The organism is Lysinibacillus composti, from assembly GCF_016908465.1.
In the GTDB taxonomy this organism is placed as follows: domain Bacteria; phylum Bacillota; class Bacilli; order Bacillales_A; family Planococcaceae; genus Ureibacillus; species Ureibacillus composti_A.
Window position 1 is genome coordinate 141,918 of record NZ_JAFBDY010000005.1, and the last position, 24,848, is coordinate 166,765.

Sequence of the window (24,848 nt, forward strand, 5' to 3'; positions counted from 1 at the left end):
TTATTGCGAAGAAAGCTTGCGACAGTCGCAAAATCTTATAAGTACCAAAAGAGTTACGACAGGTACAATGATTGGTTACGCGAATTGAAATTGTTAGTGTATTCACTAAACCGGAGGATATTAAATGAACGATCGACTTACAAAGGTTAAATCCGACTCGACACAGTTTTGGCAAAGTCGGACGAAAAATCAAAAAGGTGCGCTAATTGGGACGATCATTGGTGTTATTGCATTAGCTAGTATACTTACTTATTTCTTTACCAGAACGACAATGGTTCCTCTGTTCACTGAGCTATCGGCTTCAGAATCAGGTGAAATTGCCGAAGTATTAGCAGCACAAGGAGTCCCTTATGAGATTGCACCGGGAGGCACAAATATTCTTGTTCCTGAAGATCAAGTTGATACATTAACTGTTTCTCTTGCATCCCAAGGTTATCCTGAATCAGGGGATATTAATAATTCCTTCTTTACGTCAAATGCTGGATTCGGTATGACCGACAATGAATTCAACGTTATTAAATTAGCTGCAACTCAAACTGAATTAGCAAATTTAATTAAGCAAATTGATGGTGTAAAAGATGCGAATGTTATGATTTCAATGCCAGAAGAAGGCATTTTCATCAATGATGCAGGACAAGAGGCAAGTGCATCCATCGTTTTAGATACAGAACCTGGCCAAAAATTCACAGAAGAACAAATTAAAACGTTATACAATCTAGTGTCAAAAAGTATTCCAAATTTAAGCACTGATAATATCGTTATTACAAATCAGTATTCAGAGTATTTTGATTTAAATTCACAAGCAGCAGGTGGCAATTCTGTTAATACGGTAGAAGGTCAAATGCAAGTGAAGAAGACAATTGAGCGTGATCTACAACGTCAAGTACAACAAATGCTTGGCACGATGATGGGCCAAGATAAGGTTGTTGTTTCGGTCACAACTGATATTGACTTTAAACAAGAAAATCGAGAAGAAAATCTAGTAGAGCCTGTAAATGAGGAAAATATGGAAGGGATCGAAATTAGTGCCCAACGTATTACTGAAACCTATACAGGACAACCTCCTACTACTGCATCTGGTGAACCAGAAATTGAAACAGGATCGGATAATCTTACAAATTACAAAGAAACACAAGGTAATGATGGAGATTACGAACGCGTTGAAGAAACTATCAACAATGACGTAAATCGAATTAAAAAAGAAATCCAAGAGAGTCCATATAAAATTAGAGATTTAGGGATTCAAGTAATGGTGGAACCACCAGTACCAAATGATGCTACTACCTTATCTCAGGATGTAGTAGAAGATATCGAACAGATTTTATCAACTGTAGTTAGTACGACAATCGATAAAGAAGCTGCTGGTAACCTAACAGAAGACCAAATTAACGATAAAATAGTTGTCTCGGTTCAACCATTCTATGGAAATGATGCAACGACAGCTGAACCAACTTCTGTCATTCCATGGTGGATTTGGGTAATCGGCGGTATTTTATTTGTATCAATTATTTTACTTGTTATCTATATTTTACGAAGTAAGAAACGTAGAGAAGTAGAAGAGGAAATGGCGATTATTGAACGTCAGCAAGAAGAAATTATTGTTGAAGATATAAATCGTGAAGTAGAAACAGAAAGTACAGTTCGTCGTAAACAGCTAGAAAAAATGGCGAAGGAAAAACCAGAAGACTTTGCAAAATTACTGCGTAGTTGGATTGCTGAAGATTAATGGGGGGTCGGGCTTTGTCCAGAAAAGAAAAAGAGTTAACGGGAAAGCAAAAAGCAGCTCTATTATTAATTTCTTTAGGACCTGAAGTTTCTGCTTCTGTATACAAACACTTAAATGAAGAAGAAATTGAACGTCTAACATTGGAAATTTCAAGTGTAAAAAAAGTGGAACCTGGTGTGAAAGAAGACATTATTGAAGAGTTTCATCATATCGCATTAGCCCAAGATTATATTTCTCAGGGCGGTATTGGGTACGCGAAAACAATTTTGGAAAAAGCGTTAGGTGCAGAACAAGCACAAGCGATTATTAATAGATTAACTTCATCGTTACAGGTTCGCCCATTTGACTTTGCTAGAAAAGCGGACCCGGCACAAATTTTTAATTTTATTCAAAATGAACATCCACAGACGATTGCACTTATTTTATCTTATTTAGATCCTGCACAAGCGGGTGTGATTTTATCGTCATTACCACAGGAAGTACAAGCAGATATTGCTAAGCGTATTGCAGTGATGGATTCTACATCACCTGAAGTGATTAGTGAAATTGAAGCAGTGCTAGAACGAAAACTCTCATCAACTGTTACGCAAGATTACACTGAAACGGGTGGAGTAGATGCAGTTGTTGAAGTGTTGAACGGTGTAGACCGTCAAACGGAGAAAACGATTCTCGATGCGCTTGAAATTCAAGACCCTGAGCTTGCGGAAGAAATTAAAAAACGCATGTTTGTATTCGAAGATATTGTTACGCTTGATAACCGTTCGATTCAACGAGTTATTCGTGACTGTGAAAATGAAGATTTATTGCTTTCAATGAAAATAAGTAGTGAAGAAGTAAAAGAGATTATTTTCCGAAATATGTCTGGGCGTATGGCAGACACATTTAGAGAAGAAATGGAGATTATGGGGCCTGTTCGTCTTCGCGATGTGGAAGAAGCACAAACAAGAATTGTTGCAGTCATCCGTCGCTTAGAAGATGCGGGTGAAATCATCATCGCACGCGGCGGAGGAGATGACGTCATTGTCTAGATTAATCCGGTCCATTAAATCTGAACAACAAGAACAACAGACCGTAAATATTCAAATTCGTGATCTTTTCACCAAAACATTTGATGGTGAGGAGGAAGAACAACAGCACGCTGAACCTCAGATTTCATTGGAGGAGATATATGCAGAACGAGACCAACTCCTTTTTGACGCGGGGCTTCAAATAGAAGCACAAAGACAGGAATTTGAACAGTATCGGCATGAGCAGCTCGAACAAATCGAACAACTTAAAATGCTTTGGGAAGAAGAAAAACTTGTTTTACAACAACAAGCTTATGAACAAGGATTCGGGCAAGGTTATGAAGAGGGTATCAATAAAGCAAATGCTGATATGGCAGGAAGCTTAAAAATGGCGAATGAGACAATTGAACACTCGCTTGAAAATGCGCGGAAGTACATTGAAGATCAAGAACATGTCATTTTAGACTTAGCATTAACAGCTTCGCAAAAGATTATAGGCGTTTCACTTGAACGACAGGACGAATTGTTTGTTTCGATTATAAAGCAGGGCTTAAAAGAAGCTCGTGAAATGAAAGAAGTTAAAATATATATTTCGCCAAAGTACTATGAGTTAATAACAAGTTATCGTGATGAATTAGTCGAGATGTTCCCGACAGATGTTCCATTCCTCATTTTTGTTAATGAGGATTTGAACGATACGGAAAGCTATATTGAAACGAATCATGGAAGAATCGTAGTATCCATTGATAGTCAATTAAACGAATTACGATTAAAGCTTCACGAAATTTTAGATAGTAAGGAATGATAGGATGCTTGCTGCTCAATTAATGAATCACATTCAGGGTATCGAAACATTTAAAAAGTTCGGTAAAGTAACGCGAGTTGTTGGCTTAATGATTGAGTCACAAGGTCCTGAAAGTTCCATCGGTGATGTTTGTAAAATTCATGTCAATTCACCGAAAAACGGCCACCAAATTATTTTAGCTGAAGTGGTTGGATTTAATGATGAAAATGTGGTGTTAATGCCATTTACATCCCTTCGTGAAATTTCTATCGGATGTTTAGTTGAGGGAACAGGTTCACCGCTTGAAGTGAAAGTAGGCCCTGAGCTTATAGGAAAAGTACTAGATTCAATGGGGAATCCCATTGACGGCTCAACCCTTCCGAAAGGACTTGTAACTGTGCCAACAGAAAATGATCCGCCAAACCCATTTACTCGTCCACCTATCAATGACCAAATTGAAGTGGGCGTCAAAGCCATAGATGGGATGCTAACCGTTGGGACAGGTCAACGTGTCGGGATCTTTGCTGGTTCCGGTGTTGGTAAAAGTACTCTCCTTGGAATGATCGCAAGAAATACGAGAGCAGACTTAAACGTCATTGCACTAATTGGAGAACGTGGTCGTGAGGTACGGGAATTCATTGAACGCGATTTAGGTCCAGAAGGGCTTAGTCGTTCGATTGTTGTGGCTGCAACAGGTGACCAACCTGCACTTATGCGGATAAAAGGTGCCTTCACAGCAACAGCAATTGCAGAATACTTCCGAGACCGTGGATTAAATGTCATGTTAATGATGGACTCGGTAACACGTGTTGCCATGGCCCAACGCGAAATTGGATTAGCAACAGGTGAACCTCCTGCACAAAAAGGGTACACGCCGTCTGTATTTGCGATCTTACCAAAATTACTTGAACGGACAGGAACAAACTTAAAAGGTTCCATCACAGCCTTTTATACGGTACTTGTAGATGGTGATGATATGAATGAACCAATTGCTGACACAGTCCGAGGTATTTTAGATGGACATATTGTGCTAGACCGAACGCTTGCAAATAAAGGACAATATCCGGCAATCAACGTGTTAAAAAGTGTCAGCCGACTAATGAATCATATTTCATCAAATGAACATGTCCGTGCTGCAGAAAGGTTACGAGAACTTTACTATACCTACTCCAAATCTGAAGACTTAATCAACATTGGTGCGTATAAACGAGGGACTTCGAAAGAAATCGATGAATCCATTCAATACGAGCCATTAATTACAAGCTTCTTAAAACAAGGTTTTAGAGACAAAGTGACATTAGAAGATACAGTCAATGAATTAATCGCATTATCGAATGGTGGTAGAAAATAATGGTTCAGTACACATATCGATTTGAAAAAATACTAACGATTCGAGAACAAGAAAAACAACAAACAGAAATGGCCTACAAAGAATCAGTTCGTACATTTGAAGAATTCGCAAATAGATTATATGAACTATTAAAGAAGAAGGAAGACCTTATTACATATCAAAATGATCGTTTAGCTTCTGGTTCGACTGTAGATGAAATTCATCATTATGCAAAATTTATAGACAGTCTTGAGCATTCAATAGCAGATATGCAACAAAAGGTGATGCAAGCTCGCGCAAAAATGAATTGGCATGAACAAAAATTAGTAGAAAAAAACTTGGAAGTACGTAAGTTTGAAAAAATGCGTGAAAAAGACTTTCAAGCATTTAAAGTAGAGCAAGATCGTTTAGAAATGGTGCAATTAGACGAGTTATCTTCCCTTATGTACAGTAAGAAAGAATTCAGGTGATTGAATGGTAAACCGTATAAATAATAAAAATCAACAAAAGTTCGAGCAGATCGAAGAAGAAAAATCACCGGGGGTATTTCAAAAGTTCTTCTTTTGGTTCCTTATTCCTCTTTTATTTGTTATTGCAATTCTGTTAGTTGTTGCTCAATTTACAGGTACGAATGTTTTTGAAAAGGCAATGAATGTCACAAATACCATTTCGTCTAAAGAAAAAACATCGGAAGAAAACGCTAATCAAAGTCAAAAAATTGTTAATCTTCAAGCAGAAATAAAAGAAAAAGAAGCAGAAATCGATAAATTGCAAGTAGAAATGGAAGATTTAAAGGCAAAAAATCATGACGCAGAAGTTGAAAAAGAACAATTACAATTCCGAATTGATGAATTACAAAGGTCAAACCAAAATTCTCAAAAAGAATTCGATGAAATCTTATCGACCTACGAAGAAATGTCAGCTAAAAGTGTTGCGCCAATTATCACTGAGTTAAGTGACGACCAAGCAGTTCGTATTTTATCTAATTTAAAGCCAGATAAGTTAGCAGAGGTCTTCTCCAAAATGAATCCAGCTGATGCAGCTCGATACACTGAGCTTTTATCGAATTAAAACATGCATTGTGAGAAATGAGGTGAATCATGAATATCGGAATAATGCAATTGTCGAACGTAAGTATGCCTGCAAAAGTGAATTCAATTATGTCAACAAAAAATCAAATCATGACTAAAAAGACAGAAGGATTTGAAGCTGTATTTAATAAGTTTGTAGCTTCAAAGGAAACGACCCATTCAACTGAAACCACGAGCCATTCTCCAGAAGAGGTAGAAGTAAAACAATTAGGAGAAGTGTTAGAGACAGATTCAATGGAAGAAGTGTTAGATTTACTTGGAATCTCACATGATGATGGGTTACTCATGATTCAGGCAGGCGAAGAAGGACAAGCAGTTGCAATTGATGAAATGATGAATTTGGATGACTTACTAGCAGTATTCAATATGAATCCGCAGCAATTGATGGGGACACTTAAGCAAATCATAGGCAGTGAACAACAACCCGAAGTAACAGATATTTGGTCGTTGATTGGCTTAGTGAACGAACAAGCACCAAATGTCATTAGTCAACTAACTGCTGCGCTTCAAGGTGAGCACAATGTAACTCCAAATGAAGCAAAACAATTTCTTGAATTTTTAAAGTTAGCACAAGTAGTTGGAAAGAATACGGATCTACTTGGTGATCAACCACTTCAGTTAGCTCAGTTAAAAGATTTGTTCCAAAACTTGGTTTCTGAAGTTCAAACAACTCAAACATCTCAAACTACTGGAAAAATGGCCATTCAAGGATTTCAACAAGTTGTACAGCAAGTCGTAAAACAAACCGAAACTCAGGCGGATTCGGTAAACGATTCAGTTAACCAATCAACGACGACAACAACAGCTACAACTAAAACAATTACGATTTCTTTACCAACTACTGAAAAGTCAGTTGCGTCAGAAGCTCTAGTAAAAGAAATACAGAGTCTGTTGAATCGAAGTCAGATTGCTAAATCACAAGGAACAATGAAGCTATTACTTAAGTTGAACCCTGAAAATCTAGGCTCCATTCGAATTGAATTGTTACAAAAAGACGGTGTATTATCGGCGCGTTTACTTGCTTCCACTTCAACAGGTAAAGAATTATTAGATAGTCAACTAAATCAATTGAAATCTGCTTTTGCGCAAGCGAATATTCAAATGGATCGAATTGATATCGCACAAAGTCTACAACAGACAGACCATAATTTCCGCGACCAAAACATGTTTGGTAACTTATATAAGCAACAACAAGAACAAGAAGATACAGAGCCAAAAGAACAAGATGATGAAGAAGCAATTTCATTTAGTGAATTTCTAAAAAATGAGGAAGTGTAAAGATGGCTAATACGAATGGGATTTCATCTGATTATTATTTATCAAGTTATCAGGCACCACAGCGTCAAACAGGTAGCAGTGCGTTGGGGAAAGATGCTTTCTTACAAATCTTAATCACACAATTACAAAATCAAGATCCCACGCAACCAATGGATGACAAGCAATTTATATCGCAAATGGCTCAATTCTCTTCATTAGAGCAAATGCAAAATGTCGCTTCTGGTATAAAGGATTTACTCGAATCTCAGCAACAATCTCAGCTAATGAACTATACATCATTTATTGGTAAAGAAGTAAAGTGGCTTGAAATGACGAAAGATAAGGAAGGCAATTCAACTGTTAATGAAGGAACTGATGTTATTAATGAGTTGAAATTTGTTGATGGTCAACCCGTTTTCATACTTGAAGATGGAAAGGAAATTACACCAGGTAATATCTCTTCAATATTAAATAAATCATCTTCTACTATTTCTGAAAATCCACTTGTAACGGCAAGTAATTTAATTGGTAAGACGATTCAGTACGACAACAATGGTGAAATGTTACAAGCGATAATAGAATCTGTTTCAACTAACAATACAGTGATTGAATACATATTAAATAATGGTTCACGAATAACGAAGGATCAATTCGAATTAGTAAAATAACTTCCTAACAATTAGATGCAACATTATAAAAATATGAAAATCGAAGGGAGAACGATGACACATGTTACGTTCAATGTACTCAGGTATTTCTGGTTTAAAAAACTTCCAAACAAAATTAGATGTAATCGGGAACAATATCTCAAATGTGAATACTTATGGGTTCAAAAAAGGTCGCGTAGTATTTAAAGATTTAATTTCTCAAACAACTGCAGGAGCAACAGGGCCATCTACAACTCGTGGTGGTGTAAATCCAAAACAAGTAGGTTTAGGATCACAAATCGCTGCAATTGATACAGTTGCAACAGCAGGTTCATTACAAACGACTGGGCGAGTACTAGATTTAGCCGTTTCAGGTGATGGTTATTTCCGAGTGGCTCCAGGAAATTCACTATCCAACATCTCTTATACAAGAGCTGGTAATTTCTATATCGATGCAGCAGGTGATTTAGTAACTGCCGATGGAATGTATTTGCTAAGTACAAGTGGAGGGAAAATTAATGTACCTACTACTTCTCAAAGTATGTCAATCGGTCAAGATGGTAGCGTAAATATCGTTTCAGAAAATGGTAGTTTAAGTTCATCTCAAAAAATCAGTTTAGCGAAATTCCCTAATAGTGAAGGTTTAGAAAAAGTCGGTTCGAATTATTTCAAGGAATCACCTGCATCAGGTGAACCAAACAATAATGTTACACCACAAGCAGCAGGTAAAGGTTCGATTCAATCTGGTTTCTTAGAAATGTCTAACGTAGACCTTTCAGAAGAATTTACTGAAATGATCGTTGCGCAACGTGGTTTCCAAGCAAACTCTCGTATTATTACAACATCCGATGAAATTCTTCAAGAGCTTGTAAACTTAAAACGATAATTGAATGAAGATCGATAAATTTTGAAGTTTGAACAGTGTCTAGCTTCGCGCGTTAGCAGCTCGAGACGCTTCACTAAAACTGTCGAGGGCAAAAAGCGCCCTCACCAGTTTTAGTTCCAGCGCTTGTCGCTGCTGAACGTACGCGCTCAGCTTTTCTTGAAAGGAGGGTCGGGCCGGCTCTTGGGATTCTCGGCCCTATTTCAATGATTGAACTTACACGGTTAAATGGGAAACCTTTTTCAATAAACGCACTATACATAGAGACAGTTGAGGCATTTCCTGATACGACCATTACGCTGACGACTGGGCGTAAATTTATTGTGTTAGAATCTGAAGAAGAAGTGCGAAAAAGAGTGATGAGTTTCTACAGAACGATTCAGGTTTTATCGAACCCGCACTTAAGAGGTGATCTAGATGAAAAATAATAAATTGCTAACAATAATGCTCATAATACTAGTGACAATCCTGTTAATTGGGATTGTAATTTTTGTCCTTTTAACACAATTCAATAAACAATCTACAGCAAATGAACCAACCATAGATCAAATAGTAGAAGCTTCGGTTGATGTTCCTGAAATTATGACTAATTTAGCAGATGATAGCTATGTAAAACTGACATTAAAAATTCAGACAACAAGTAAAAAAGCTGCTGAGGAATTAGAAAAGCGTAATTTCCAAGTCAATCATATTGTCATCGGTGAACTTTCAGAAATGACAGAGGAAGACTTAGCGGGTAAGGAAGGCAAAATATTATTTGAGTCTACTATTAAAGCTCAGCTAAATGATTTGATGCAAGAGGGCGAAGTTGAACAAATCTACATTACCTCCTACGTCATTCAGTAACAGTCGGAACAACAATGTGTAACACGTGAAATGGAGGTGGGCAAATGGCAGGAGATGTATTATCCCAATCCGAGATTGATGCTCTTCTATCTGCAATTTCCACTGGTGAAATGTCAGCGGATGAAATCAAGAAAGAAGAAGAAACTAAAAAGATTAAAAACTATGACTTTAAACGTGCGCTTCGTTTCTCAAAAGATCAAATCCGAAGTTTGACTCGAATACATGAGAATTTTGCCAGACTACTAACAACATTTTTCTCAGCTCAATTGAGAACTTATGTTCAAATAACGGTTGTTTCTGTGGACCAAATCCCGTTTGAAGAATTTGTACGTTCAATTCCCAAAATGACATTAATTAATATATTTGAAGTACCACCTCTAGATGGTAATATCTTAATGGAGATTAATCCTAACATCGCGTACTCCATGCTAGACCGTTTAATGGGGGGAAAAGGCTCAAGCTATAGCAACGTGGATAACTTAACTGAAATTGAACAAAAAATAATGACCAATTTATTTGAGCGTTCATTCGACAACTTAAGAGAGGCTTGGCAAAATGTTGCTGAAATTGACCCGATGCTCGTCGAACTTGAAGTGAATCCACAGTTCCTACAAATGATTTCACCGAATGAAACGGTCGTAGTGATTTCATTAAATACGATTATTGGTGAAAATACAGGTATGATCAATATTTGTATTCCACATGTTGTACTCGAACCAATCATTCGCAATTTGTCTGTTCAATATTGGATGCAGTCCAATACGAAAGAAGCTACTCCAGAACAAACGAAAATGCTTGAAAATCGCGTTAAACAGGCTCAGATTGATCTTGTTGCCGAATTAGGTACATCGGACATTACCATTGAAGATTTTCTTTATATGAACATTGGTGATGTCATTCAATTAGATCAAAATATTAATGACCCACTAACTTTAAGAGTGGGGAATATACCGAAGTTTACGGTTCAACCAGGTAAATTAAATAAAAAAATGGCAATTCAGATTATCGAACCTGTGAAAGGAGGAGACGAAGATGAGTGATGGTATGCTCTCCCAAGAAGAAATTGAAGCTCTATTAAGAGGCGAAACTTTAGAAGATCGAATTAATGAGTTAGATCAATCAACAAATGAAGTAACAATTAATATTGATGATTATTTAGATTTGATGGAACAATCCGCGTTAGGTGAAATTGGAAATATTTCATTTGGAAGTTCTGCTACCGCCCTTTCCACTTTATTAAACCAAAAAGTAGAGATCACAACACCTGTCGTTTCAATGATTAACCGCAATAAATTAGAAGAGGAATTTCCACATCCATATGTAGCTGTAAAAGTGGAATATACAGCAGGGATTAACGGTATGAACCTGTTAGTTATAAAACAATCGGATGCTTCAATTATTGCAGATATTATGTTAGGTGGAGATGGCTTACATCCAAATATGGATTTAGGCGAGATTCAATTAAGCGCGGTACAAGAAGCCATGAATCAAATGATGGGTTCAGCTGCCACATCTATGTCAACGGTCTTTAATAAAAAGGTAGATATTTCACCACCATCCATTGACTTATTAAATATTTTACAAGATGAAGGCCGTGACTACATACCTGATGAAGATTTACTAATCAAAGTATCCTTTAGATTGAAAATTGGTGAATTAATTGACTCAAATATTATGCAATTACTGCCGTTAAAGTTTGCGCATGGTATTGCTAAAACACTTCTTGGCGAAGAAGAAGAAACAATTGTGGAACAACCAATTCAAAACGTTGTACCGGAAGTAGTACCACAAACTACACAAGTACAACAACCAGTTTATGAGCCGCCTATTGAGCAATCGAGTTACGCAAATCCTATGGCGCAACAACAATCGATGCCACAAGCACCGCCAATGGTTCAACAACAAATGGTTCAACAACCGATGTATCAACAGCCGCCAACGTACCAACAACAAGCGGCGACGACATATCAAGAACCACCTGTACATGCGATGCCTTATTATCAAGCACCGCACGGGCAAAAACAACAGCCACCAGTAAATGTACAACAAGCACAATTTACATCGTTTGAGCAAGCGAACATTACACCTGCTGAAGCCCGAAATTTGAATATGTTATTAGATATTCCATTACAAGTTACAGTAGAGCTCGGAAGAACAAAACATTCGGTAAAAGATATACTACAATTAGCTTCTGGTTCAATTATTGAATTAGACAAACTTGCTGGTGAACCGGTTGACATTTTAGTCAATAGCCGTTTAATCGCTAAAGGGGAAGTTGTGGTTATTGAAGAAAACTTCGGAGTTCGTATTACGGACATCATCAGTCAAGCTGAACGCTTAAATAATTTGAAATAATCTATTGGGGGAATACACAATGTCAAAAAGAATTTTAATCGTGGACGACGCTGCATTTATGAGAATGATGATTAAAGACATCTTAACGAAAAATGGTTACGAGGTAGTAGGAGAAGCTGCTGATGGCCAACAAGCAGTAGAAAAATATGCGGAATTAAACCCGGATTTAGTCACAATGGATATTACGATGCCAGAGATGGATGGAATTGCAGCTTTAAAAGCAATCAAATCAACAAATCCTAACGCAGTTGTTATTATGTGCTCTGCGATGGGGCAACAAGCAATGGTAATCGATGCAATCCAAGCAGGTGCAAAGGATTTTATTGTAAAACCATTCCAAGCGGATCGTGTAATTGAAGCCATCCAAAAAGCATTGGGTTGATGAGATGCAAGGGATTCATTTAAATAAGAAAGCGATTGTTTTTGTATTACTTGTTATGATGGCTCTAACATTGCCAACACAACTAGTTTCTGCTTCACAAAGTAATCAAATGATCAGTGATGAATACCTTCAAAATCCGGACACAAACACAGATGAATCCCCAGACGTAAAAGAGGTTGACAACCAGAATGTTGGCCTCGGACCTGGGGATTACATCAAGATGTTGTTATCTTTACTGTTTGTCCTTGGTTTATTGGTTTTCGTATTAAAGTTCTTGAATAAAAAAAGCTCGAACTACCAGCAAAATAATGTCGTGAAAAATATTGGCGGGATTTCAGTTGGTTCACAAAAATCTGTTCAACTCCTTCATATTGGTAATTCTCTTTATATTGTTGGAGTTGGTGAAGATGTGCAGCTGCTCAAAGAAATTCAGGACCCTGAAGAAATCGAACAGCTTATCAAAATTTATCAAGACAAGCAGCAAACAATCGTTTCTACATCGCCTTACATTACTGAATTATTCAAAAAGCTTAAAAAGAAGCCAAGTGTTGAAGAAACTGAGTCACAATCTGATTTTGGAGCAATCTTAAAAAATCGTTTATCTGAAATAAATAAAGAGCGACACGAGGAATTGGAAAAATGGAAGGAAAAGGAGCACGATAAATAATGCAAGACTTTATCTCATTCTTTTCTGACAGTGATCCAACGAACGTCTCTACTTCTGTTAAATTACTTTTAGTATTAACAGTATTGTCATTAGCACCAAGTATTCTAATATTAATGACCTCGTTTACGCGAATTGTGATTGTATTATCGTTTACGCGAACTGCACTTGCTACAAACCAGATGCCACCGAACCAAGTGATCATTGGGTTAGCGTTGTTTTTATCGTTTTTCGTTATGGCACCAACATTTAATGAGGTAAATGAAGAAGCATTACAACCGTTATTTGCAGAGGAAATCGACCTAGATGAAGCATATAACAGAGCAACGATCCCATTTAAAGAGTTCATGGCAAGTCATACGAGACAAAAAGATTTAGAGCTGTTTCTAAGTTATAACCAGGCTGAGCGTCCTGATACTGTAGAAGAGATCCCATTAACGATGCTTGTCCCTGCTTTTGCATTAAGTGAAATAAAGACAGCATTCCAAATGGGCTTTATGATTTTTATTCCATTTTTAGTCATTGATATGGTAGTAGCAAGTGTCCTGATGTCGATGGGGATGATGATGCTACCGCCTGTTATGATTTCATTACCGTTTAAAATACTATTATTCGTCCTTGTTGATGGTTGGTATTTAGTAATTAAATCTTTACTTCAAAGTTTTTAGGGGTTGATACAAATGAGTCAAGAAATGGTCATTTCAATAGCAGAAAGAGCGATATGGACCGTCCTTTTAGTTTCAGGGCCCTTATTGTTAGTAGCATTAATAACAGGATTGATTGTCAGTATATTTCAAGCCACAACATCAATTCAAGAACAGACACTGGCGTTTGTACCGAAAATCATTGCGGTATTCGTTGCAATAATTTTCTTCGGGCCATTTATGATTACTAAATTGACAGACTATCTTTACGATATTTTTAATAACCTGACTCGATATATCGGGTGATTAGATGACAGAACTTATTCCTGATCTATCCGTATTATTATTAATTTTAGTCAGAGTTTCTGCTTTTTTTGTATCAGTCCCTTTTTTATCTTATCGAACGATTCCAGCGCAATTAAGGATTGCTTTAGCCCTAATTTTATCGTGGATGATGTATTACACGTTAAATGTAGAGCCGTTTCCAATTGATGGTGAGTATTTACTACTGATCATGAAAGAAGCGATTATTGGACTTTCGATTGGACTAGTAGCGTACATAGTTACTTCTGCCGTGCAAATTGCAGGAGGATTTATTGATTTTCAAACGGGTTTTGCCTTAGCTAATATTATTGACCCACAAACAGGTGCTCAAAGCCCATTAATGGGGCAATTTTTTAATTTCCTATTATTATTTGTATTACTTTCTACAAATGGACATCATCTCATTTTAGATGGAATCTTTTATAGTTATCAATTTGTCCCCATCGATCAACTTACACCGAACTTCGGTGATGCAAATACTGTAGAGTTTATTGCAAAGTTATTTGCGTACGCTTTTGCGGTTGCATTTCAAATGTCTGCTCCAGTAGTTGCAACGATATTTTTAGTAACCATAGCGTTAGGGATTACAGGGAAAACAGTGCCACAACTTAATATTTTCGTTGTTGGTTTTCCTATTAATATCGCCGTTGCCTTTCTTGTTTTATTTATCGTAATGGGGCTGATGATTACGGTAATGGAAAATGTGGTGGAGATGATGATTTTAGCAATGCGGGATTTGATGCAGTACTTAGGTGGTTCTTAACATGAAGTTATTACTAACGTTAGATATACAACTCTTTGCAGGGGAAAAGACGGAAAAAGCGACTCCTAAAAAACGTCAAGATGCTAGGAAAAAAGGACAAGTTTTAAAGAGCCAAGACGTTTCGGCCGCATTTGTTCTTTTACTTAGCTTCTTATTTCTAATCTTTGCTGCACCATTAATGCAAGAAGGCCTTTTTTCTTTTTTAATACAAGCATTTGAAAAAAATATGCTTATTGAAACGCTCACAACTGATACAGTTATGCAAATGTACACGGACTCGCTAAAAGAAATGGCTGTTATTTTGCTACCTATTCTAGCTGTAACCGTTGTTGCAAGTGTTGGAGCGAACTTTTTTCAATTTGGATTTTTATTTACGACTGAATCCTTAAAAATAGACTTAAAAAAAATGGATCCCATTAAAGGGATAAAAAAAATCATATCTGTCCGTGCCATTGTTAACCTTTTAAAGTCACTTTTAAAAGTTGCATTTATTAGTACGGTAACAACGATTGTCATATGGACCAATTTAGAAGATGTTCTGTCACTAGCGGTACAAGAACCTTTCTCTACATTAAGTACGGTGGCACAATTAACTGGATTAATGGGTATTGCGGCTTCCGCAGTATTGATCGTAATTGCGCTCCTGGATTATATGTATGAGAAATTTGAATATGAAAAACAACTGAAAATGTCAAAGCAAGACATTAAGGATGAATATAAAAATAGTGAGGGTGACCCTCTCATTAAATCAAAGATTAAGCAACGTCAACGTGAAATGGCTATGCGCCGGATGATGCAAGATGTACCATATGCAGACGTAGTCATTACCAACCCGACGCACTTTGCGATTTGCTTAAAATATGATGATACAAGTATGGATGCACCAAAGGTCGTTGCCAAGGGTACCGATTATGTTGCACAAAAAATTAAATTAATTGCGAAAGAAAATAATGTCGTAATGGTGGAAAATCGACCGTTAGCGCGAGCAATGTACGACCAAGTAGAAATTGGTGATCAAGTGCCAGAGGAATTTTTTAAAGCAGTGGCCGAAATCCTTGCGTATGTTTATCGTATAAAACGTAAAATTTAACAAAGAAAAGCGGAGGCGGCTCGTTCACACCCGACAAGCACTGGAGACAATACCGGTGAAGGCGCTTTTTGCCTTCGCTGGTATTGTCGAAGTGACCTCGAGGGTGTAGCCGCCGTAGCTAGACACTATTTTAACCTCGAAATTTATATTTTCTAATCTTTAAAAAAACGGGGGTATTACATGAAATTTCGCGACTTAGGGGTATTAGGTGCAGTCATATTAATAGTAGCGATGCTGATCATCCCTCTACCAACTTGGTTATTAAGTTTTTTAATTATTATCAATATCACGTTATCTTTAATCGTTTTACTAACGGCGATGAATATGAAAGAAGCATTAGATTTTGCTATTTTCCCTTCCGTCATTTTGTTATTAACTTTGTTCAGGCTTGGACTAAGTATTTCCACAACCCGTGCGATTTTAGCAAAAGGAGATGCGGGAGATGTTGTTGAAACTTTTGGTCAGTTTGTTACCGGCGGAAATATTTTAGTAGGTTTAGTAATCTTCTTGTTATTAGTAGTTATTAACTTCATTGTTATAACAAAAGGTTCGGAACGTGTGGCTGAAGTTGCTGCTCGATTCACATTAGATGCAATGCCAGGGAAACAAATGAGTATCGATGCCGATTTAAATGCCGGCATGATTTCGGAAAAAGAAGCACGTACTCGCCGAGAAAAAGTATCAAGAGAATCAGATTTTTACGGGGCAATGGATGGTGCGACGAAATTCGTAAAAGGAGATGCCATTGCATCCATTATTATGGTATTTATTAACCTTTTATTTGGGATTGTTATTGGGATGCTTCAACTTGACTATGCGTTTGCAGATGCTGCATCTCACTTCTCAACGCTAACAGTTGGTGACGGACTTGTTGCACAAATTCCAGCATTGCTTGTTTCGACAGCAACAGGGATTGTTGTAACACGTGCTGCTTCGGAAGGAAATCTTGGCGAAGACATTGTGAACCAATTATTCGCTCAATCTAAGCTTTTATATGTTGCAGGGGGTACAATGATTCTTCTAGGTCTGTTCACACCGATTCCTGATTGGATTACAATTCCAATTGGAGCTTCATTAATTACGGGAGCATACTTCATGGATCGCAAGAAACCCGAAGACCCAGAAGAACTGCTTGAGATGGAAGAGGAAGAAGCAACTGACACGATGAAGAGTCCTGAAAATGTCATTAACCTACTGAATGTCGATCCAATCGAATTTGAATTTGGGTATGGGTTAATTCCATTAGTGGATGCAGGACAAGGTGGGGACTTACTAGATCGCGTTGTCATGATTCGTCGTCAGCTTGCGTTAGAACTTGGAATTGTCATCCCAGTAGTACGTATTCGAGATAATATTCAACTGCAACCAAACGAATATCGTATCAAAATAAAAGGAAATGAAATGGCAAAGGGAGAGCTTTTGCTAGACCATTATTTAGCGATGAGTCCAAGTGATGATAATTCAATTGAGGGGATTGATACGATCGAACCTTCATTCGGATTACCTGCTAAATGGATTACAGAACAAACAAAAGAAGAGGCCGAAATTTTAGGTTACACAGTTGTTGACCCGCCAAGTGTTGTGTCGACACATTTAACAGAAATTATTCGCATGAATGCTCATGAATTACTAGGCCGTCAAGAAACGAAACAATTAATTGATCATCTACGTGAGAGTTATCCAATCTTAGTGGAGGAATTAACGCCAACACCATTATCGATTGGTGAAATTCAAAAAGTATTGGCCAAACTATTACAAGAAAATGTATCAATTCGTAATTTGCCGATTATTTTTGAGACATTAGCCGATTATTCAAAACTTACAAGTGATCCGGATATTTTAACGGAATATGTTCGTCAAGGACTTGCGAGACAAATCACATCACAATATGTATCTGGACAACCTGCTTTAAAAGTCATTACGGTTCCGGCGAAAATTGAAAAGTTAATTGCAGACAGTATTCAACAAACGGAACATGGAAACTACTTAGCTATGAATCCGCAAGAATCCCAGGAGCTTTTAGAAGCAGTAGCAAAAGAAGTGGAACGGGTGTCCTTTATGGAACAATCACCAATTATTCTCTGCTCGCCTGCAATTCGCATGTATTTAAGACAGTTAACAGAACGGTATTTCCCGCAAATTCCTATACTTTCTTATAATGAGTTAGATTCAAACGTTGAAATCCAAAGTGTTGGAGTGGTGAATGTAGAATGAAGATGAAAAAATATACTGCACCTTCAATCGCAGAAGCAATGAAGCGAATACGAGCTGACCTTGGTGAAGATGCGGTCATAATCAGCTCAAAAGTAGTGGTAACGAAAAAACTCTTCGGGCTTATTAAACATAAAAACTTTGAAGTGCTAGCCGGAGTGGATCAAATTGAGACAAAACCAACTACCGGGTCGATGTTCCCGGACCTACAACCTGATCACTTCCAACCTTCTCGGTCAACTGTGCAAGAAGAGGTACATAGCGAAAATACCCTTTTAACAAGTGAATTGAAAAGTGAGATTGCGGATTTAAAAGCAATGCTACAGTCCATGCAAAGACAGTCAGTGGAGTCGCAAATCCCTCAGGAAATGAAACCATTTCTCGACTTTTTAAAGCGCCAAGAGCTAAACGAAGAGCTCATCACCGCTATAAGTGATGAGCTTTTTCAGCTATATAAAAAACAAGGGACACTTTTAAATCTAGACATAAAAGAAGTGGCAGAGCAATATTTAAAAGAAAAAATGATGTCACTTCCAATTGGTGGACTCTCTTATAAAAGAAAATACATTAATTTACTTGGACCAACAGGTGTAGGAAAAACGACAACCATTGCGAAGATGGCTGCTCGAGCAGTTTTAGAGAAAAAGAAAAAAATTGGATTCATCACCACTGATACTTATCGAATTGCGGCAATTGAGCAACTAAAGACCTATGCCAATCTGTTACAGGCACCCGTTGAAATTGTTTACAATGCAGATGATTATAAGGCGGCAATTAAGAAATTTGAACACCTTGATCTCATCTTTATTGATACTGCAGGTCGCAATTATAAAGAAGCGAAATATGTAAATGATTTAAAGAAATTAATCGAATTCGATGAGGAAGTGGAGTCGTTCTTAGTTCTATCCTTAACTGCCAAAGAAAAAGATATGGAAACAATTACTGAGCAATTCGAGGAGATTCCAATCGAAAAGTTCATCTTTACCAAAATCGACGAAACAAATACTATTGGCACCATGTTTAATTTAATGATTAAATATAATAAAGGACTTGCTTACTATACGAATGGTCAAGAAGTCCCGGAAGATATTGAAGAGGCAAAAATAGAAAAATTACTTGAATTGTTCTTTCAAGGAGAATTCGAATGAGAGACCAAGCTGAAAAACTAAGATTAAAAATGTTGGAGAGCCAAGGTATTTTGGGAAGAGCCATCGCTGTTGTAAGTGGGAAAGGTGGAGTAGGGAAAAGTAACTTTACTACCAACTTTGCCATTACACTTGCGAAACTTGGAAAAAAAGTCGTTATTCTTGATATGGATATTGGTATGGGCAATATCAATATTTTAATTGGAAAAACAGCTTCTTCCAATTTAAAAGACTATTTAGTAGGTGACGTTTTACTAGAGGATGTCATGCTGGATGGGCCATTTGATTTAAAATATATTGCCGGTGGTTCTGGAATGTCTTCAGTCATGGAATGGACAGAAGAAATGTTCGATTCCTTAATTCAAGCATTTGAACATTTACAAAAAAACTTCGACTATATTTTATTTGATATGGGTGCTGGAGCATCGAATTGGACGATTGATTTATTAACATCCATCGACGAAATTATGGTGATTACTACAGCAGAACCAACTTCCATTACTGATGCGTATTCAATGATGAAGTATATTCATCTACGAGACCAACAAAAAACCTTCTATTTACTATGTAACCGGGTCATCTCTCCTGAAGAAGGACAAGAGACTTTAGGTCGTTTAAGAAATACGATGATGAAGTTTTTATCAAAAGATGTAATCGTCCTAGGGTCCCTACCAGAAGATTTATCGGTTCGAAAAGCAGTAAGGGAGCAAGTTCCTTTTTCAATTTCTTATCCGAATGCGCCCATCACCAAAACACTTCAAACAATTGTTGACCGTTTTATTCATCAACAAATGGAAGAAGTTCACGCACCAATTCATCATCAACCGTTTTTGTCTAAATTAAGAAGGATCTTTTCGAAAGGACGTGATTAATTGGTAAGTCCTAAAAAAAGTAAATTGTTAATTGTTGATGATTCTGCATTTATGAGAAAACTGATTCGAGACTTTTTCGATGGCAATAAAACAATTGAAGTCGTTGGAACTGCCCGTAACGGAAAAGATGCATTAAAGAAAATTGAAGAATTAAACCCTGATATCGTTACAATGGATGTTGAAATGCCTGAACTAAATGGACTTGATGCATTAAAAGAAATTATGGAAGTTAAACCTCTACCAATCATTATGCTATCAAGTTCAACGAAACAGGGGGCAGAAAGTACATTAGCTGCAATGGAAAATGGAGCAGTAGATTTTGTGACGAAACCTGGTGGCACGATTTCACTTGAATTACACAAAGTGAAAGAAGAACTAGTCCATAAAGTTGAACAAGCTGTACACGTATCAGTTGCAAAATTAAAAAAACAGTCAGCGTCTGTAGAGAAGCGTTTTACAACACCTGACGTTAAAACTACGAATCTAGTAAGAGAAACTTCTTCTTCGGCTGACTTTTTGATTCAATCTAAAAGAAAGAGAGAACTCGTAAGTCACACAAGTAAGGTGAAAAACGATTGGTCACCGACATCGAAGAAAATTGTTTGTATTGGTACATCAACTGGAGGGCCACGAGCATTACAAGAAGTAGTGACCCAATTGCCTGCAACAATTCAAGCACCTATTTTAATTGTCCAGCATATGCCTGCAGGGTTCACAAAATCTTTAGCAGAACGGCTAAATAATTTAAGTAAAATCCAAGTAAAAGAAGCTGAACAGGGTGAAATTTTACAAAATGGGACGGCTTATATTGCACCAGGAGGCTATCATTTAAAACTTAAAAAAGTAGGTACGGCATTTGAAATTGAATTAGATAGTCAAGAGCCACCTCGTTCAGGGCACCGACCCGCAGTAGATGTGCTGTTTGAAGCAGTTAGTCAATTTGAACATGTTGATAAAATTGCTGTCATTATGACTGGAATGGGCCAGGATGGGTCAAAAGGTTTAGTTGCATTAAAGCAAACTGGCAACACAATAGCGATTGCAGAATCCCAAGAGACTTGTATCGTTTACGGAATGCCTAAAGCTGCAGTGGAAACAGAGCTTGTAGATGAAATTGTAGAAGTTGATGAAATTGCACAAGCGATTATGAAATATTTGCCGTAAAAGGAGTGTTCTCGTATGGACATGAACCAATATTTAGAGATGTTCATTGAAGAAAGTAAAGAGCATTTACAAGCATGTAGTGAACATTTATTAGAACTAGAAAAAAATCCCCAAGACTTAAGCGTGGTAAATGAGATTTTCCGTTCTGCACACACGTTAAAAGGTATGTCTGCAACAATGGGTTATGAAGACTTAGCAGATTTAACACACAAAATGGAGAATGTATTAGATGCCATTCGAAATGAAAAGATTCATGTTACACCAGAGATATTAGACGTCGTTTTTGAATCGGTTGACCATTTAGAAGCGATGGTTTTTGATATTGCCGATGGTGGGGACGGGAAACGAAATGTGGCAGAAACGGTAGAGAAATTAAAAAATATTGAATCAGGTAATCCAGTCACTCCAACACAGCAAGAGCCCAAAAAAGTGGATACTGAAGTTGCTGCAACAACCGTTGTAGCTAGTGCTCCAAAACTTGAATATGACGACTTTGAAAAAACAGTTTTAATTCAATCGATCGATCAAGGCTTTAATGCGATTGAAATTGCCATATCACTTCGCGCGGATTGTTTATTAAAAGCAGCCCGTGTCTATATGGTATTTGATATTTTAGAAAAAAGTGGGGACGTTATTAAATCAAACCCAACGGTCGACAAGCTAGAAGAAGAACAGTTTGATCAAGATTTTTATGTAGCGTTTATTACAAAAGAACCAGCTGAGGAACTTCAAAAGAAAATCATGAAAGTGTCCGAAGTAGATAAAGTGACCGTTGTACAATTATCACAAGAAACATTAAAACCTTCGACTACAGAAGAAACAGTTCAAACTGCGCCATCAACACCAACATTACAAGAAGTGAATGAACCATCACAAAGTGCCAATTCTAGTAATGCTGTAATATCTCAAAAATCTGAAACACCAGCAAAAGCTCAAGTTTCTGAAAAGAAACATGCTTCAAGTAAAACGATTCGTGTAAGTATTGAACGTTTAGATATTTTAATGAATCTATTTGAAGAGCTTGTCATTGATAGAGGACGTCTTCAATCGATTTCGACTGAGGTGAACCATTCAGAATTAACCGAAACGGTTGAACGGATGAGTCGAGTAATGGGAGATCTGCAAAATATTGTTCTGACAATGCGCATGGTTCCTGTTGAAACAGTATTCAATCGATTCCCTAAAATGGTTCGCTCGCTATCTCGTGACTTACATAAGAAAATTAACCTTGAAATTATTGGTGCAGAAACAGAACTTGATCGCACAGTGATTGATGAAATTGGTGATCCACTCGTTCACTTAATTCGAAACTCCCTTGACCATGGAATTGAAAGTCCAGAAGTGCGCGCAGCGAAAGGAAAACCAGAAGAAGGTACGGTCATTTTACGTGCCTACCATAGTGGAAACTATGTCTTCATTGAAATTGAAGATGATGGTGCAGGAATTAATCGTGATAAAGTACTGAAAAAAGCCATTGATAAAGGCATTGTAACGAAAGATGCTGCACTGAGATTATCAGATAAGGAAATTAATGAACTTATTCTTGCTTCTGGTTTCTCGACAGCAGATCAAATCTCGGATATCTCTGGCCGTGGCGTTGGACTAGATGTGGTCAAATCAACTATTGAATCATTAGGTGGTAGTATTTCCATTGAATCGACGCAAGATGTTGGTTCGATTTTCTCTATTCAATTACCTTTAACATTATCTATTATTTCCGTTATGTTAGTGGAAATAGAAACAGAGATTTATGCAGTCCCTCTATCATCAATTATCGAGACTTCGATTATTAAAAGATCGGACATTCTAAATGCACATAAACAAAAAGTAATCGACTTCCGAGGAAAAATTGTACCATTAATTTTCTTAGATGAAATCTTTGAAGTCCCACGTCAGCAAGAAATAGACGATGAGTTCTTATCAGTTGTCATCGTGAGAAAAGGCGACAAACTTGCTGGTTTAGTCGTGGATTCATTCATCGGCCAACAAGAAATTGTCCTGAAGTCGCTTGGGAACTATTTAACAAATATTTTTGCCATTTCAGGTGCGACAATATTAGGAAATGGTCAAGTTGCATTAATTGTGGACTGTAATGCATTAATGAAGTAAACATGACTGATAAGAGGTGTAAAATATGACAACTGCACTTGAACAAGTAAAAGTGATTGTCTTTCAATTAGCAGACAAAGAATACGCAATTCCCGTTTCCAATGTACAAGGAATTGAAAAATTAATGCATATAACGCGTGTGCCGAAAACGGAAAAGTATGTAAAAGGTGTAATCAATTTGCGCGGGGTCATTACGCCAATCATTGATTTACGTGAACGATTTGAGTTACCTGTAAACCATAACGGTGATACTGCCCGTATTATTATCATTACATTTGACGATAAAGAAGTTGGATTTGTGGTAGATTCGGCAAACGACGTAATGGATATCCCTGTGAGCGCAATCGAACAACAACCAGAAGTAGTAGGAACAGCGGAAGAAGAATTTATTTCTGGCGTTGCCAAAATCGAAAATCGCCTATTAATTCTTCTACACTTAGAAAAAGTATTAAATCCATAAAGAAAAGCGGAGGCGGCTCGTCAAGGCTCGACACGCGCTGGAGACTCCGAGAAGAAGGCGCTTTTTGCCTTCGTAGGAGGAGTCGAAGCGACGCGAGAGCCTAGCCGCCGCAGCTAGACAATAAAGAAAAGCGGAGGCGGCTCGTCCAGCTGCGACAACAACTGGAGAAAACCACAAGAGGACGCTTTTTGTCCTCGAAGGGGTTTTCGAAGTTGTCGAGCAGCTAGCCGCCGCAGCTAGACAACAAGAAAAGCGGAGGCGGCTCGTCCAGGCTCGACACGCGCTGGAGACTCCGAGAAGAAGGCGCTTTTTGCCTTCGTAGGAGGAGTCGAAGCGACGCGAGAGCCTAGCCGCCGCAGCTAGACAATAGAGAAAAGCGGAGGCGGCTCGTCCAGGCTCGCGTCGTCGAGAACGCAACATCGTGTTGCAACGACGACATGACTCACATCGTGTGAGCCTCACGCGCTGGCCGACAATTACGCCACGTCCTGTGGCATTGTCGGCACTTGTACATCCATGTACTGCGGAGACTCCGAGAAGAAGGCGCTTTTTGCCTTCGTAGGAGGAGTCGAAGCGACGCGAGAGCCTAGCCGCCGAAGCTAGACAACAAAGAAAAGCGGAGAACGCCTGTTTAGCTCCGCGTCGACTAAAACGCCACATCGTGTGGCATAGTCGACATGACTCACTTCCTGTGAGCCCCAACAACTGGAGAAACCGACAAAAGCGTTTTTGCGCCTGTCGTTACACTTTCGGTGCAGAAAATTGTGTGTTTCTTTGAAACTACACAATTTTTGCCCTTGAAGGCGGTTTTGAAGTTGTCGAGGAGCTGGCGTTCGCAGCTAGACAATAAAGAAAAGCGGAGGCGGCTCGTCCACACCCGACAAGCACTGGAGACAATACCGGTGAAGGCGCTTTTTGCCTTCGCTGGTATTGTCGAAGTGACCTCGAGGGTGTAGCCGCCGCAGCTAGACAATAAAGAAAAGCGGAGGCGGGGGCAATCTGAATGCGCCTCCTTCTGCTCTCTTGCGGTTACCCGTAGAAATTTTTAAGATGTAACGGAAAGCAATTCAAGAACCTTAAAAGTAGGGATGAGT

The 24,848-nt window shown here is 38.0% G+C and carries 25 protein-coding genes; all 25 read left to right on the forward strand.

Annotation, left to right across the window (positions count from 1 at the left end; all coding sequences use genetic code 11):
• The first annotated feature begins 124 nt into the window (after positions 1 to 124).
• The 25 genes from fliF to JOD29_RS08040 all read left to right on the forward strand — a co-directional run bounded on the left by fliF (position 125) and on the right by JOD29_RS08040 (position 23,754).
• Positions 125 to 1,726, forward strand: a complete 1,602-nt coding sequence (gene fliF, locus JOD29_RS07920) for a flagellar basal-body MS-ring/collar protein FliF (RefSeq protein ID WP_124764013.1) — start codon at positions 125 to 127, stop codon at positions 1,724 to 1,726.
• A gap of 14 nt (positions 1,727 to 1,740) precedes the next feature.
• On the forward strand, positions 1,741 to 2,754 hold the full coding sequence (fliG, locus tag JOD29_RS07925) for a flagellar motor switch protein FliG (RefSeq protein WP_124764012.1): 1,014 nt from the start codon (positions 1,741 to 1,743) through the stop codon (positions 2,752 to 2,754).
• On the forward strand, positions 2,738 to 3,538 hold the full coding sequence (fliH, locus tag JOD29_RS07930) for a flagellar assembly protein FliH (RefSeq protein WP_338088296.1): 801 nt from the start codon (positions 2,738 to 2,740) through the stop codon (positions 3,536 to 3,538). Before fliG ends, fliH begins: the two co-directional genes overlap by 17 nt.
• Positions 3,539 to 3,542: 4 nt before the next feature.
• Positions 3,543 to 4,868: a flagellar protein export ATPase FliI gene (fliI, locus tag JOD29_RS07935; RefSeq protein WP_124764010.1), complete on the forward strand. Its 1,326-nt coding sequence runs from the start codon at positions 3,543 to 3,545 to the stop codon at positions 4,866 to 4,868.
• Positions 4,868 to 5,317: a flagellar export protein FliJ gene (gene fliJ / locus JOD29_RS07940; protein ID WP_124764009.1), complete on the forward strand. Its 450-nt coding sequence runs from the start codon at positions 4,868 to 4,870 to the stop codon at positions 5,315 to 5,317. The genes fliI and fliJ overlap by 1 nt, the downstream gene beginning before the upstream one ends.
• A gap of 4 nt (positions 5,318 to 5,321) precedes the next feature.
• Positions 5,322 to 5,918, forward strand: a complete 597-nt coding sequence (locus JOD29_RS07945) for a MotE family protein (protein WP_124764008.1) — start codon at positions 5,322 to 5,324, stop codon at positions 5,916 to 5,918.
• Between the two features lie 29 nt (positions 5,919 to 5,947).
• Positions 5,948 to 7,216, forward strand: a complete 1,269-nt coding sequence (locus tag JOD29_RS07950) for a flagellar hook-length control protein FliK (RefSeq protein ID WP_124764007.1) — start codon at positions 5,948 to 5,950, stop codon at positions 7,214 to 7,216.
• 2 nt (positions 7,217 to 7,218) lie between these two features.
• The gene (flgD, locus tag JOD29_RS07955; RefSeq protein ID WP_124764006.1) at positions 7,219 to 7,863 is read left to right on the forward strand and encodes a flagellar hook assembly protein FlgD; all 645 of its coding nucleotides are present in this window, start codon (positions 7,219 to 7,221) and stop codon (positions 7,861 to 7,863) included.
• 61 nt (positions 7,864 to 7,924) lie between these two features.
• A complete protein-coding gene (gene flgG, locus JOD29_RS07960; protein ID WP_124764005.1) occupies positions 7,925 to 8,728 on the forward strand; it encodes a flagellar basal body rod protein FlgG in 804 nt (267 codons plus the stop codon).
• 203 nt (positions 8,729 to 8,931) lie between these two features.
• Positions 8,932 to 9,153: a flagellar FlbD family protein gene (locus JOD29_RS07965; RefSeq protein ID WP_124764004.1), complete on the forward strand. Its 222-nt coding sequence runs from the start codon at positions 8,932 to 8,934 to the stop codon at positions 9,151 to 9,153.
• On the forward strand, positions 9,143 to 9,571 hold the full coding sequence (gene fliL / locus JOD29_RS07970) for a flagellar basal body-associated protein FliL (RefSeq protein ID WP_124764003.1): 429 nt from the start codon (positions 9,143 to 9,145) through the stop codon (positions 9,569 to 9,571). Before JOD29_RS07965 ends, fliL begins: the two co-directional genes overlap by 11 nt.
• A gap of 44 nt (positions 9,572 to 9,615) precedes the next feature.
• Positions 9,616 to 10,611, forward strand: coding sequence for a flagellar motor switch protein FliM (gene fliM, locus JOD29_RS07975; protein WP_124764002.1), 996 nt, complete (start codon positions 9,616 to 9,618; stop codon positions 10,609 to 10,611).
• A complete protein-coding gene (gene fliY, locus JOD29_RS07980) occupies positions 10,604 to 11,926 on the forward strand; it encodes a flagellar motor switch phosphatase FliY (RefSeq protein ID WP_124764001.1) in 1,323 nt (440 codons plus the stop codon). Before fliM ends, fliY begins: the two co-directional genes overlap by 8 nt.
• A gap of 19 nt (positions 11,927 to 11,945) precedes the next feature.
• Positions 11,946 to 12,308: a response regulator gene (locus tag JOD29_RS07985; protein ID WP_124764000.1), complete on the forward strand. Its 363-nt coding sequence runs from the start codon at positions 11,946 to 11,948 to the stop codon at positions 12,306 to 12,308.
• Entirely contained in the window at positions 12,280 to 12,975 is a 696-nt protein-coding gene (locus tag JOD29_RS07990; RefSeq protein ID WP_124763999.1) for a flagellar biosynthetic protein FliO, read from the forward strand. Before JOD29_RS07985 ends, JOD29_RS07990 begins: the two co-directional genes overlap by 29 nt.
• Positions 12,975 to 13,640, forward strand: a complete 666-nt coding sequence (fliP, locus tag JOD29_RS07995; RefSeq protein ID WP_124763998.1) for a flagellar type III secretion system pore protein FliP — start codon at positions 12,975 to 12,977, stop codon at positions 13,638 to 13,640. The genes JOD29_RS07990 and fliP overlap by 1 nt, the downstream gene beginning before the upstream one ends.
• 12 nt (positions 13,641 to 13,652) lie before the next feature.
• Positions 13,653 to 13,922 carry a flagellar biosynthesis protein FliQ gene (gene fliQ / locus JOD29_RS08000; protein WP_124763997.1) on the forward strand — a complete coding sequence of 90 codons (270 nt, stop codon included), beginning with the start codon at positions 13,653 to 13,655 and terminating at the stop codon, positions 13,920 to 13,922.
• Between the two features lie 4 nt (positions 13,923 to 13,926).
• Positions 13,927 to 14,703, forward strand: a complete 777-nt coding sequence (fliR, locus tag JOD29_RS08005) for a flagellar biosynthetic protein FliR (protein ID WP_124763996.1) — start codon at positions 13,927 to 13,929, stop codon at positions 14,701 to 14,703.
• Position 14,704: 1 nt separating this feature from the next.
• Positions 14,705 to 15,793 (forward strand): flagellar biosynthesis protein FlhB, encoded by a 1,089-nt coding sequence (flhB, locus tag JOD29_RS08010; protein ID WP_124763995.1) that lies wholly within the window; start codon positions 14,705 to 14,707, stop codon positions 15,791 to 15,793.
• Between the two features lie 180 nt (positions 15,794 to 15,973).
• The gene (gene flhA, locus JOD29_RS08015) at positions 15,974 to 18,007 is read left to right on the forward strand and encodes a flagellar biosynthesis protein FlhA (RefSeq protein WP_124763994.1); all 2,034 of its coding nucleotides are present in this window, start codon (positions 15,974 to 15,976) and stop codon (positions 18,005 to 18,007) included.
• The gene (gene flhF / locus JOD29_RS08020; RefSeq protein WP_124763993.1) at positions 18,004 to 19,152 is read left to right on the forward strand and encodes a flagellar biosynthesis GTPase FlhF; all 1,149 of its coding nucleotides are present in this window, start codon (positions 18,004 to 18,006) and stop codon (positions 19,150 to 19,152) included. The genes flhA and flhF overlap by 4 nt, the downstream gene beginning before the upstream one ends.
• Entirely contained in the window at positions 19,149 to 20,021 is an 873-nt protein-coding gene (locus tag JOD29_RS08025) for a MinD/ParA family protein (RefSeq protein ID WP_124763992.1), read from the forward strand. The genes flhF and JOD29_RS08025 overlap by 4 nt, the downstream gene beginning before the upstream one ends.
• 51 nt (positions 20,022 to 20,072) lie before the next feature.
• Entirely contained in the window at positions 20,073 to 21,185 is a 1,113-nt protein-coding gene (locus tag JOD29_RS08030) for a protein-glutamate methylesterase/protein-glutamine glutaminase (RefSeq protein ID WP_239585630.1), read from the forward strand.
• 15 nt (positions 21,186 to 21,200) lie between these two features.
• On the forward strand, positions 21,201 to 23,294 hold the full coding sequence (locus JOD29_RS08035; protein ID WP_124763990.1) for a chemotaxis protein CheA: 2,094 nt from the start codon (positions 21,201 to 21,203) through the stop codon (positions 23,292 to 23,294).
• 25 nt (positions 23,295 to 23,319) lie between these two features.
• On the forward strand, positions 23,320 to 23,754 hold the full coding sequence (locus tag JOD29_RS08040; RefSeq protein WP_124763989.1) for a chemotaxis protein CheW: 435 nt from the start codon (positions 23,320 to 23,322) through the stop codon (positions 23,752 to 23,754).
• Positions 23,755 to 24,848 lie beyond the last annotated feature (1,094 nt).